Below are 12,081 nucleotides of genomic sequence, written 5' to 3'. Positions count from 1 at the left end.
GCCGGTTCGATCCCCCGGCTATCATCTCGAGGTATGCCCGCCGATACCGATGCCCGCGCGACCCCCGGGCCGAGCTACCTGGTGGCCGGCCGCTACCGGTTGATCTCGCGCATCGGTGGCGGCGGAATGGGCACCGTCTGGCTTGCCCGGGATCAACTCCTCGACCGTGAGGTCGCGGTGAAGCAGGTGCTCTCCACCGAAGGACTCTCCGAGGACTCCGCCGAGAACGTCCGGCAGCGGGCAATGCGCGAGGGACGGATCGCCGCCCGGCTGAGTCACCGCAATGCGATCGCCATGCACGACGTCGCCCTTGAACGCGGCGAACCGTGGCTGGTGATGGAGTATCTACCCTCGCGCAGCGTCGCCCAGATCCTGCATTCCGCCAGCACCATCGACATCGTCGAGGCCGCCAAGATCGGGGCCCAGGTCGCCGACGCGATGATCGAGGCCCACGCCGCCGGGATCATCCACCGCGACATCAAACCCGGCAACATCCTCATCGCCGGCGGGGGTCGCAACGCCGGACTGGTGAAGCTCACCGATTTCGGCATCTCCCGCGCCAAGGACGATGTGACACTCACCCAGACCGGTCTGATCACCGGGACGCCCGCGTATTTCGCACCCGAGGTCGCCCGCGGTGACGAACCCGCGGAGGCGTCCGACGTGTATTCGCTGGGCGCCACGATCTACACGATGGTCGAGGGCACACCGCCGTTCGGGGTCGACGACAACTCCCTGGTGATGTTGCACCGGGTGGCCCGCGCCCAGATCAACCCGATGACCCGGGCCGGCGCACTCGAGCCGGTACTCCTGCGGATGCTCGAACCCAGCCCCCGGCGCCGCATCACCATGGAACAGGCCCGCGATCAACTGGCCCGGGTGGCCGCCGGCGATCACGGCACCGCCGAACAGGTCCTCACCAGTCTGGTGTCGCGGGCGGGCATCGGCGCATCCCACCGGCCCCAGACCATGCCGCCGGCACCGTCCGGCGGTCCCGGCACCGGCGGTCCCGGCACCGGCGATCCCGGAGCCCGCGATAGCGGCGGTTCTGTTGTACCGCCCTCGAATTCATCTCCTTATCACCCCACCCGGGTGGCCACCCCACCACCCTTCGCCCCTGGGCCGTCGACACCCGGGCTCGCCTCCAACCCGTCGATCCCGCCCTACGGTGGCACCGCGCCCCCGGGCACTCCGCCCTCCTACAGCAACGCCATGCCCTCCTACATCCCGCCGCCGACCCCGCGGTCCCAGACCTCGCCGGCCCTGCTGGCGCTGGTGGTGTTCCTGTTCTTCGTGGTCCTCGCCGGCGTCGTCGTCCTGGTGATCGCCCTGGCCGGGTGACCCTGGCATCCGGGCCCACGCTCACCCGATGTGCCGGTTCGCCGCCCATCGGGTCAGCGCATTCCTGTTGGACTGCTGCGTCTTTCGCAGCACATTGGAGGCATGGGTCTCGACCGTCTTGATCGAGATGAACAGTTCTTCGGCGATCTCCCGGTAGGTGTAGCCCCGGGCCAACAACCGCAGCACCTCGAGCTCCCGGCGCGTCAGCGAGTCCAGTTCCGGGTCGAGTTGCGGTTCGGGCACCGACGACTTGCCGGTGAACGAGTCGAGCACGAAACCGGCCAGCCGGGGACTGAACACCGCATCACCGTCGGCGACGCGCCGGATCGCGTCGGCGAGTTCCGCGCCGTCGATCGTCTTGGTGACGTACCCGCGCGCCCCGGCGCGGATCGTCGCGATCACATCCTCGGCCGCGTCGGACACGCTGAGCGCCAGAAACACCGGGGCGTCGGCACCCATCGCGTCGACCACACCGCGCAGCACCGCGACCCCACCACCGGAGGGCATGTGCACGTCGAGGAGCACCACATCGGGACGTACCCGGGTGATCCCGGTGATGGCCTCGGCCACCGAACCGGCCTCACCCGCCACCGACAGACCGTCCTCGTCGGCCAACTCGGCGCGGACCCCCGACCGGAAGACGCCGTGATCGTCGACGAGGAACACCCGATACCGGTGCTCCCCTTCGGTCCGCTCGCCCGCACCGTCGGTGATCGTCATGACGCCCTCCCGTTCTGGAGACCCGATTCGCCGGTCTGCTCGCTCATCGCCGATTCCCCAGCCGGCACCGTGGTACGCGGAATGGTCATGCGCACATTGGTTCCCCGCCCGGGCGCCGACACCACCGACACGCGGCCACCGACCCGCTCGATGCGGGAGACGATCGAGCCCGCCACGCCGTGGCGGTCGTCGTCGACCTTGTCCGGATCGAACCCGACACCACGGTCGCGCACGTACACCTCCACCTCGTCGTCACCGACCTCGAGATACATGTCGACCTTCCGCTCCCCGGAGTGCTTGGCCGCGTTGACCAATGCCTCCCGCGTGGCACCGATGAGCGCGGGCCAGCGTTTGGCCGCCACCTTGTCGGCCCGGTGCGCACCGGTGTCCGCATCCGGTGACAGATCGCCGACGGTGACCACCTCCACCTCGATGCCGTAGTGATCCTCGACCTCGGCGCCGACGCTGCGCAACGCCGCGCTCAACGATCCGCCGCGCTGCGCCGGATCACCGAAAAGCCAACTGCGCAGCTCTCTTTCCTGGCTTCGGGCCAGGCGGGCGACCTCGTCGGGTTTGGCCGCCTGCTTCTGGATCAGCGCCAGGGTCTGCAGCACGGAGTCGTGCAGATGGGAGGCGATCTCCTCGCGCTCGGCGTTGCGGATGCGCGCGGCGCGTTCCTCGTTGAGGGCTCGCCACATCCGCATCCACAGCGGCACCGTCAACAGCACCACCCCGATCAAGGTGGTCGCCACGGCCAGCAGAGTGGTGCTCAGGCTGCTGAAGTTGCGGGTACCGGCGAGCACGATCACCACCAGCCCGCCGATCACCAGCACCGCACCGCCGGCCAATCGCAACCAGGTGACCACCGGGCCGTGGGTGCGAACACGCGTGGAGGTGTCGAACTCCCGCCACACCAGGCTCGCCCCGACCGCGACGAAGACCAGGGGAACCAGGTAGGTCGCCGGTGTCCCCGAGGCGGCGAAGCCGACCACCATCATCGCGACCAGGCCGATGAGTGCTAGGCCGTACGCCTGGCGACGCTCCCCCGGCGCCGGCGGCTCCACGTCGTCGCCGGGCGGGCAGAAGAACCACAGCAGGCCGTAGGCCAGCACCCCCGCCCCGGCCATCGCCGTCAACACGACGAAAACCACTCGGACGCGGAAGGTGTCGACACCGAGGTGATCGGCGACACCACCGGCGACGCCACCGATCACCCGACCACCGCTGCGGCGCAGCAACCGCGGTGGTGTTTGCACCTCGGCGACACCCATGACTCGATAGTGGCATGCCGTCGCCGTTCGGGCATCAGGGTTGTTCCCCAGACGACACCCTTAGGGCGTGTCTCCCATTGCTTCTGCGTGGGGTTGGCGGAATCGATGTGTTCCCGCGCAAGGCGGAGGAGGCCTCGTACTGAGGTGCGAGGTACGAGCCTCTAAGGGGAGCAATAGCGGAGCCATTGTGGCCAACGACAACGCAGCCGGGGGCAATGGCGACATGCCGTAGACCCTGGTGAATCCCGGGTGGATCTCAGGGTCGGTCCCCGATGCGGCCGCACCGGTGCGGCGACGAGGATGGCTGTCATGGATACCGCACAGTTTCGGACCCAGGTCTCGCGGTTGTGGGACACCCGGCCCGTCCGGCCCGCCGCACCCCGCACGGTCGCCGGCGTCTGCATCGGGATCGGCAACCGCTACCGGGTCGACCCGACGTTGGTGAAGGTCGCCTTCGTCGTCGCGACCGTCTTCGGTGGCAGTGGACTGATCCTCTACATCGCCGCGTGGATCGCCTTTCCCTCGAGCACCGCGGCCCCGGCACCGGGCGGCGACCCGGCGGGCAACAGGCGGGGCGGCCACGGTAATCCGTCGATGATCCTGCTGGTCGTCGTGGTCGTGATCATCGCCACCTCGATCGGGTCATCGGGTCCGTGGGGATCGGGGGGTCTGCTCGGCGGAATCCTGATGCTCGTCGGCTGGTGGCTGCTCTACCTGCGCACCCCCGAGCCGCTGCCGGAGACCGCCGTCTCGACGCTGCGCGGGCCGTCGACGCCCCAGCGATTCGAGCGCTGGACGCCGCGCGCGGTGCGGGTGGCCGCAGGCATCGACGCGGGCAGCCCGCCGCCGCGGACCGAATCCACTGCAGCCGCAGTCGATCTGACCAAGGTCCACCCCGACGACACCGCCACGATTCCGGCATCCGCCTCGGCCGCCGACTTCGCTGATCGCACCCCGCCGGCGTGGGACCCGTTGGGCGCTGCACGATTCGCCTGGGATCTGCCCGAACCGTCGGCGTCGGCCCCGCCCCCGGCGCCGACGCCGACGCGACGCTCACCCATGGCGCTCATCGTGATCGGCATCGCGGTCCTCGTCGCCGCCGCGGGGGCGGCCGCCCATCAGGCCGGCGCCGACTGGTTCACCGTGCCGCATATGCTCTCGCTGGTCCTGGCCGTCGTCGGTGCCGGGGCGCTCGTGATGGGCTTGCGTCGTCATCGGCCGGGTTCACATCCCGGTGCCCTGGTGCCGCTGGCCATCGGACTCGGTGTGGCCGTGGTGTTCTCGACGGTGCTGACCACCTGGGGACCCGATGACCGCCACTGGGGAATGCCGACCGGTGGGGTCGGCGAACGGCACTGGACACCGCCGAGCGAGAACGACATCCGGGACACCTACTCGCTGGGGATGGGCAAGATGACGCTCGATCTGCGTGGCATCGATCTGACCACCGACCGCCGGGTGGAACTGCGCAACGGGGTCGGCGAGGTCAACGTCGAGGTCCCCGAAGGGATGAATATCCGGGCCACTTGCTCCACCGGTGTCGGTGACTACACCTGCCCGGAGGGACTCGACGGCGGTGACGACGGCACCGATGGGCCGGTATTGACCATCGATGCACACACCAACGTGGGAAATGTGGAGATCCGACGATGAGCACAGCGAGCGGGCCGTCACCCGACAACGACGCCCTCGGCAACCACACCTCCGGCGACGACGTCCCCGGCACCGCCGAAGACCGATCACGCCGCGCGCCCGGCGTCGCCCTGATCGGCGTCGCCGCACTCGCGGTGGCCGGATGGGGTCTGGCCGACGGTCCGACCCTGCCCGATCCGGCCACGCTCGGCTGGCTCGTGGTCGGCGTCGGCGTGGTGATCGGTGCCCTCCTTATTCTCAGCGGTACGCGCTCATCCCGGCGAAGCTGAGAACCGGCGCGGAGGCGCCGAGGGAACCGTCACTCCCACTCGATGGTGCCCGGCGGCTTGCTCGTCACGTCGAGGACCACACGGTTGACGTCGGGCACCTCGTTGGTGATACGGGTGGAGATCACCTCGAGCACCTCATACGGCACCCGCGTCCAGTCGGCGGTCATCGCGTCCTCGCTCGACACCGGCCGCAGCACGATCGGGTGACCGTAGGTCCGCCCGTCACCCTGCACCCCGACGCTGCGGACGTCGGCGAGCAGCACCACCGGACACTGCCAGATCTGTCCGTCCAGTCCTGCCGCGGTCAGTTCCTCGCGGGCGATCAGATCGGCCTTGCGGAGCATCTCCAGCCGGTCGGCGGTCACTTCGCCGACGATGCGGATCGCCAGACCCGGCCCCGGGAAGGGCTGCCGGCCGACGATCTCCTCCGGCAGGCCCAACTCGCGTCCGACGGCGCGGACCTCGTCTTTGAACAGCAGCCGCAGCGGCTCGACCAGGGAGAACTCCAGGTCTTCGGGGAGCCCACCGACGTTGTGATGGCTCTTGATGTTGGCGGTGCCACTGCCACCGCCCGATTCGACGACGTCCGGGTACAGGGTGCCCTGCACCAGGAAGTCGACCTTCTGTCCGTCCTCGGCGTGATCGCCGAGCACGTCGGTCACCGCACCCTCGAAGGACCGGATGAACTCGCGGCCGATGATCTTGCGCTTGGTCTCGGGATCACTCACCCCGGCCAGCTCCGACAGGAAGGTGTCGGCGGCGTCGACGGTGACCAGTTTGGCGCCGGTCGCCCCGACGAAGTCGTGTTGCACCTGCTCACGTTCACCCGCCCGCAGCAGCCCATGGTCGACGAACACGCAGGTCAGCCGATCGCCGATGGCCCGCTGCACCAGCGCGGCGGCCACCGCGGAGTCGACGCCACCGGACAGACCGCAGATCGCCAGTCCGTCGCCGATCTGATCGGACACCTGGTCGATGAGGGCGTCGGCGATGTTCGCCGGCGTCCAGGTGGCCTCGAGCCCGGCGATCTCGTAGAGGAAACGGGTGAGCACCTGCTGGCCGTGCGGGGTGTGCAGCACCTCGGGGTGGTACTGAACCCCGGCCATCCGGCGTTCGACATTCTCGAAGGCGGCCACCGGTGCGCCCGGCGTCGACCCGGTGACGTCGAACCCTTCGGGCGCGGTCTGCACGGCATCGTTGTGGCTCATCCACACCGGCGCGGTGTCGGTGAGTCCCTGATGCAACACTCCGCCGTCGCCGTCGAGGGTCAAGGTCGTGCGCCCGAATTCGCGTCCGCCCGTATTTGCGACCACACCCCCGAGTGCGGCGGCCATCGACTGGAAGCCGTAGCAGATGCCGAACACCGGAACACCGAGGTCCAGGATGGCCGGATCGATGGACGGCGCATCCTCGGCGTACACCGACGACGGCCCGCCGGAGAGCACCAGCGCCACCGGATTCTTGGCCGTGAACTCCTCCAGCGGCGCGTCGTGGCTGATCACCTCGGAGTAGATGCGGGCCTCACGGACACGGCGGGCGATGAGCTGGGCGTACTGGGCCCCGAAGTCGACGACGAGGACCGGGCGCGGGCCGTCGATGAATCCTTCAGAATCGGTCACGAGGCGAGTCTAGTGGCTTCCCCCCTGGCCGTCGGCCGAGCCCGTCGGCCGCCCTCGGGTTCCGGACGCACGAGTCGGGGTGGAATACTCGATGTCCGCGATGACTACTTCAGATACTCGTGATACCCCCTGGTCACTGACCATCTCCGACATCACCCAGGCGGCGGTGTTCGCCGCACTCATCGCGGCGCTCGGTCTGCCGGGGACGATCAACATCGGGACCAGCGGTGTGCCCATCACCTTCCAGACGCTCGGGGTGATGCTCGCCGGTGCTGTGCTGGGCCCCAAGAAGGGCACCCTCGCGGTGGTCATCTTCATGGCGCTGGCCATCGCGGGCCTGCCCATCCTCTCCGGCGGCCGCAGTGGTCTCACCGCCCTGGCCTCGCCCACGGCCGGCTACTTCGTCGGGTTCCTGCCCGCCGTCATCGTCATCGGCCTTCTCACTGCGCTGATGATGCCCCGGTACCGGTTCTGGTGGGGCATCATCATCAACCTGCTCGGTGGCACGGTCGTGCTCTACGCGTTCGGCGTCGCGGGTCTGCTGATCCGCACCGACCTCACCCTGTGGGCCGCGATCACCACGAACGGGACCTTCCTGATCGGCGATCTCATCAAGGCCGTCGTCGCCGCCCTGGTGGCATCTCAGGTGCACCGCGGATGGCCGGGACTGATCACCCCGCTGCGCCGGTCGGCTCGCCGTGCGACCGCGAACTGACGCACAGCGCGATGGAGGCGTCGTGATCGAGGCGGCATGATCGAGTTCGAGGGCGTCTCACACACGTACGGCGACCGCACCGTGCTGCGCGACATCTCGCTGCGCCTCACCGAACACCGGATCGGCATCGTGGGTGCCAATGGCAGCGGCAAATCCACCCTGGCCCGGATGATCAACGCGCTGGTGATCCCCGACCGGGGCAGCGTCACGGTCAACGGTCTGCCCACTGCGAAGAACAAACGCCGCATCCGGCGCGAGGTCGGGTTCGTCTTCTCCGATCCCGACCGGCAGATCATCATGCCCACGGTGCGTGAGGACATCGAGTTGTCGCTGACCCGTACCGAACTGTCCAAGGCCGAACGCGCCGAACGCACGATGGCGGTTCTGGAACGCTTCGACCTCGCCGACCACGCCGATCACCCCGCGGGTCGACTGTCCGGCGGGCAGAAACAACTCCTCGCACTGGCATCGATCTTCGTCACCGAGCCGAGCATCATCGTCGCCGACGAACCGACGACGCTGCTCGATCTGCGCAACAGCGCGATGATGCGGCGGGTCTTCGCCGCACTCGACGAACAGCTCATCGTGGTCAGCCACGATCTCGACCTGGTCGCCGACGTCGACCGGATCCTCGTCGTCGACGACGGGCGGATCGCCGTCGACGACGGCCCCGGCCCCGCCTTGGCGGCCTACCGGAAGATGATGGCGTGAATCCGCTGGGCATCTACCAGCCCGGCCACAGCGCGCTCCATCGCCTGCCCCCCGGAATCAAACTCCTCGGCCTGGCCGTCGCCATCGTGGCGATCACCGTGGGCGTGCGGTCGGCGGCCTCGCTCGGCATCGTCGCCGGTGGCGTGGTGGTGCTCTACGCCCTCGCCGGGATCGGCCCGGTCACCGCGTGGCGGCAGTTCCGACCCCTGCTGTGGATCCTGGTGTTCATCTTCGTCTTCCAGGTGATCTTCACCGACTGGCACCGAGCGGTCCTGGTGTGCGGGGTGCTCGCCCTGTCGGTGATGCTCGCGGCCGCGGTCACCCTGACCACGCGCACCACCGACATGCTCGAGTCGATGACTCGGGCGTTGAACCCGTTGCGCCGATTCGGGGTTCGCACCGATCTCATCGCCATCGCACTGGCCCTGACCATCCGCGCGATCCCGCTGATCGTCGAGATCGCCACTCAGGTCGACGAGGCCCGACGGGCCCGCGGGTTGCGGCCCGGCCCACGAATCCTGGTGGCGCCCATCGTGCTCGGCGCACTGCGCACCGCCGACGGTTTCGCCGAGAGCCTCAGCGCGCGCGGACTGGACTGAACACCTCATCGTGGATGCGCTCGAGCGAGGCCGCATCGACCTCCGTCGAGATGCCGGCTCGCACCCCGCCATCCGTCATGGATGAGGACACCGAGCCTCACCGGGTACTTGCCCCTTCATCAACTCCGCCCCGCAGCAGGCAGCGCGACACGCCCGGACTCATCTCGAGGCGCTCGCGTGCCAGTACTCGTGAGGTCAGGAGGCGTCGACGTGGTACACCGGCGTGAGCGGCAACCGCAGTGCCCCGGGCGCGTCGGCGGGAACCACCGGATGCGCCGGTGCCACGGCACCGATCCGCCGGTAGCCGCCGCTCTGCTCGGGCCGCTGATCGTCCTGTCCCTTGTTGGGCCACAACGCGATCGCCCGCTCGGCCTGCGCGCAGATCGACAGTGACGGATTCACCCCGAGATTCGCCGAGATGGCCGCACCGTCGGTGATGTGCAGGGTGGGATAGTTCCACACCCGGTGATACGCATCGATCACGCCGGTGGCGGGATCATCGGAGATCGCGCAGCCACCGAGGTAGTGCGCGGTGAGCGGCATGTTGACGATGTCACCCCAGGTGCCGCCGGCGATCCCGCCGGGGAGTTTGTCGGCGATACGACGAGTTGCCTCGTTGCCCTGGGGAATCCACGTGGGGTTGGGTTCACCGTGGCCCTGCTTGCTGGTGATGTAGCGCAGCGGCCCGCGGCGTCGGACGAAGGTGGTCAGCGAGTTGTTGTTGTTCTGCATCACCAGCGCGATCACGGTGCGCTGGCTCCACTTCCGGACATACAGCAGGCGCACCATCACGAACGGGTTGGTGATCACCTGACGCAGGAACTGGCCGAACCGATTCAGCGGACTGCCGCCGTCGGTCAGCGCGGTCTGCAGGTAGGCGATCGCATTGGACCCCTTGCCGTAGCGCACCGGCTCGATGTGCGTGTTGGCCTCCGGATGAAATGACGACGTGATCGCCACACCCTGCGAATAATCATGTGCCGGATCATATTTCGCGGCCATCGCACCGAGAATCGACTCCGAGTTGGTGCGGGTCAGCCGACCCATCGCGTCCGAGATCTTCGGTAGCGTCGAACGTTTCGCATGATGCATCAGGCGCTGGGTGTTGAAGGTTCCGGCGGCGACGATCACCTGATCGGCGGTGAAGGTGCGTCGTCGCGCACCCACCGGTCCCCAGGACGACGACCCGTGCGTACCGACCCGCCAGGTGCCGTCCGCGTCCTGGCTGATCGCGTCGACGGTGGTGCGGTCGATGATCTGCGCACCGGCGCGTTCGGCGAGGCCGAGGTAGTTCTTCATCAGGGTGTTCTTGGCGCCCACCCGGCAACCGGTCATGCACGCCCCGCATTCGGTGCACGCCGTGCGCTCGGGTCCGGCGCCGCCGAAGTACGGGTCGGGCACCGTCTGTCCGGGCTCGCCGGCCAGACCGGTTTTGGCACCGAAGAACACCCCGACCGGTGTCGCGGTGAAGGTGTCGCCGACTCCCATCTCGTCGGCGACCTCCTTGATCACCCGATCCGACTCGGTGAACGTCGGATTGGTGACCACCCCGAGCATGCGGCGCGCCTGCTCGTAGTAGGGAGTGAGTTCGTCCTCCCAGTCGGTGATGTGGTTCCACTGCGGATCGGTGAAGAACGGTGTGGGTGGCTTGTACAGCGTGTTGGCGTAGTTCAGCGAACCGCCGCCGACCCCGGCGCCGGCCATGATCATCACGTCCTTGAGGGCGTGGATGCGTTGGATGCCGTAGAGCCCCAATTTCGGCGCCCACAGCCACTTGCTGAGGCGCCAGCTGGTCTTGGCGAAGTCCGCGTCCTCGAAGCGCCGGCCGGCCTCGATCACACCGACGCGGTACCCCTTCTCCACCAGACGCAGCGCGCTGACGCTGCCGCCGAAGCCGGATCCGATGATGAGCACGTCGAACTGGGTCGATCCATGGTGGGCTGCCATGAAAACATACTAATACCCGTTGTCACATCGGGTGGTCCGGGTCTCGTTCCCGCCGTGACACCGGTCAGCGATGGACGGTCAGACCGACCCGCTGGAACTCCTTGAGGTCGGAGTACCCGGCCTTTGCCATCGAACGACGCAGAGCACCAACGAGATTCAGCTCACCGTACGGGTCGTCGGAAGGACCGGTGAGCACCTTCTCCAAACTCGGCCGATCCTCCGGGGTGGACACCTGCAGCATCGTCCCACGCGGCGTATCCGGATGGGCTGCGGCCGACGGCCAGTACCACCCGCCACCGGGTGCCTCGGCGGCCGCGGCCAGCGGCGTGCCGAGCACGGCCGCGTCGGCACCACAGGCGATCGCCTTCGCCAGATCACCGGAGGTGTGGATGTCACCGTCGGCGATCACGTGCACATAGCGGCCACCGGTCTCGTCGAGGTAGTCACGACGCGCCGCGGCGGCATCGGCGATCGCGGTCGCCATCGGCACCCCGATGCCCAGGACCTCACCGGTGGTGGTGGCACCGGCCGTGGACCCGTATCCGACGATCACACCGGCCGCGCCGGTGCGCATGAGATGCAGCGCGGTGCGGTGATCGTGGACGCCACCGGCGATCACCGGGATCTCGAGGTCGGCGATGAAGGTCTTGAGGTTGAGCGGATGCTCCGCGCCCTGCACGACGTGTTCGGCGGAGATGATCGTGCCGTGCACCACCAGGATCTCCACACCCGCGGCCAGCAGCGCCGGGGTCAGTTCGGGTGCGTGTTGCGGACTGACCCGCACCGCCGTGGTCACTCCGGCGTCGCGCACGGTGGCGACCGCCTCGGCCAGCAGGTCGGTGTCGAGTGGAGCAGAATGCAGCTCCTGCAGGCGCCGGACGGCCGCCTGCGGATCCGGATCGGTGGACGCCAGCTCGATCAGCTCGGCGATCTTGTCCTCGACATCACGATGCCGGGCCCAGAGCCCCTCGCCGTTGATCACGCCGAGCGCGCCGAGACGCCCGAGCTCGACGGCGACGGCCGGCGACACCAGCGCATCGGTCGGATGGCTCAGGATGGGCGCATCGAACCGGTAGGCGTCGATCTGCCATGCGGTCGACACGTCCTTGGACGAGCGGGTCCGTCGCGACGGCACGATGCTGATGTCGTCGAGTTCGAACGTCTGCCGGGCCGTGCGACCCATGCCGAGGTCCACGAGGTCATGCACCGAGAGCGCCTTTCTGGTTCTGCGCACAC

11 protein-coding genes are annotated in these 12,081 nt (G+C 68.5%); 6 read left to right on the top strand and 5 right to left on the bottom strand.

The window, feature by feature from the left end:
• Positions 1-33: 33 nt before the first annotated feature.
• Entirely contained in the window at positions 34-1,341 is a 1,308-nt protein-coding gene (locus ACWDPV_RS15245; RefSeq protein ID WP_449743665.1) for a protein kinase domain-containing protein, read from the top strand.
• A gap of 21 nt (positions 1,342-1,362) precedes the next feature.
• Here ACWDPV_RS15245 and ACWDPV_RS15240 read toward each other — a convergent pair whose 3' ends face one another.
• Both ACWDPV_RS15240 and ACWDPV_RS15235 read right to left on the bottom strand, forming a co-directional pair.
• On the bottom strand, positions 1,363-2,061 hold the full coding sequence (locus ACWDPV_RS15240; RefSeq protein ID WP_449743664.1) for a response regulator: 699 nt from the start codon (positions 2,059-2,061) through the stop codon (positions 1,363-1,365).
• Complete coding sequence (locus ACWDPV_RS15235; protein WP_449743663.1) at positions 2,058-3,332, bottom strand: PspC domain-containing protein; 1,275 nt, start codon at positions 3,330-3,332, stop codon at positions 2,058-2,060. The genes ACWDPV_RS15240 and ACWDPV_RS15235 overlap by 4 nt, the downstream gene beginning before the upstream one ends.
• A gap of 309 nt (positions 3,333-3,641) precedes the next feature.
• Between ACWDPV_RS15235 and ACWDPV_RS15230 the strand changes: the two genes are divergently transcribed.
• The gene (locus ACWDPV_RS15230) at positions 3,642-4,985 is read left to right on the top strand and encodes a PspC domain-containing protein (protein WP_449743662.1); all 1,344 of its coding nucleotides are present in this window, start codon (positions 3,642-3,644) and stop codon (positions 4,983-4,985) included.
• Positions 4,982-5,254, top strand: coding sequence for a hypothetical protein (locus tag ACWDPV_RS15225; protein ID WP_449743661.1), 273 nt, complete (start codon positions 4,982-4,984; stop codon positions 5,252-5,254). Before ACWDPV_RS15230 ends, ACWDPV_RS15225 begins: the two co-directional genes overlap by 4 nt.
• A gap of 29 nt (positions 5,255-5,283) precedes the next feature.
• Here ACWDPV_RS15225 and guaA read toward each other — a convergent pair whose 3' ends face one another.
• On the bottom strand, positions 5,284-6,873 hold the full coding sequence (guaA, locus tag ACWDPV_RS15220) for a glutamine-hydrolyzing GMP synthase (protein WP_449743660.1): 1,590 nt from the start codon (positions 6,871-6,873) through the stop codon (positions 5,284-5,286).
• Between the two features lie 100 nt (positions 6,874-6,973).
• Between guaA and ACWDPV_RS15215 the strand changes: the two genes are divergently transcribed.
• Genes ACWDPV_RS15215 through ACWDPV_RS15205 form a run of 3 tightly spaced genes read left to right on the top strand, consistent with a single transcriptional unit; the run spans position 6,974 to position 8,898 of the window.
• Positions 6,974-7,588: a biotin transporter BioY gene (locus ACWDPV_RS15215; RefSeq protein WP_449743659.1), complete on the top strand. Its 615-nt coding sequence runs from the start codon at positions 6,974-6,976 to the stop codon at positions 7,586-7,588.
• Between the two features lie 36 nt (positions 7,589-7,624).
• Positions 7,625-8,299: an energy-coupling factor ABC transporter ATP-binding protein gene (locus tag ACWDPV_RS15210; RefSeq protein WP_449743658.1), complete on the top strand. Its 675-nt coding sequence runs from the start codon at positions 7,625-7,627 to the stop codon at positions 8,297-8,299.
• Positions 8,296-8,898: an energy-coupling factor transporter transmembrane component T family protein gene (locus ACWDPV_RS15205; RefSeq protein ID WP_449743657.1), complete on the top strand. Its 603-nt coding sequence runs from the start codon at positions 8,296-8,298 to the stop codon at positions 8,896-8,898. The genes ACWDPV_RS15210 and ACWDPV_RS15205 overlap by 4 nt, the downstream gene beginning before the upstream one ends.
• A gap of 195 nt (positions 8,899-9,093) precedes the next feature.
• Here ACWDPV_RS15205 and ACWDPV_RS15200 read toward each other — a convergent pair whose 3' ends face one another.
• Together ACWDPV_RS15200 and ACWDPV_RS15195 are read right to left on the bottom strand one after the other, a co-directional pair.
• Entirely contained in the window at positions 9,094-10,845 is a 1,752-nt protein-coding gene (locus tag ACWDPV_RS15200) for a GMC family oxidoreductase N-terminal domain-containing protein (protein WP_449743656.1), read from the bottom strand.
• A gap of 64 nt (positions 10,846-10,909) precedes the next feature.
• Positions 10,910-12,052 (bottom strand): GuaB3 family IMP dehydrogenase-related protein, encoded by a 1,143-nt coding sequence (locus ACWDPV_RS15195; protein WP_449743655.1) that lies wholly within the window; start codon positions 12,050-12,052, stop codon positions 10,910-10,912.
• Positions 12,053-12,081 lie beyond the last annotated feature (29 nt).

It is taken from the genome of Gordonia sp. NPDC003504, assembly GCF_053587995.1.
The sequence above is the reverse complement of the archived record's forward strand: the minus strand, read 5'-3'. Positions and strand labels throughout refer to the sequence as shown.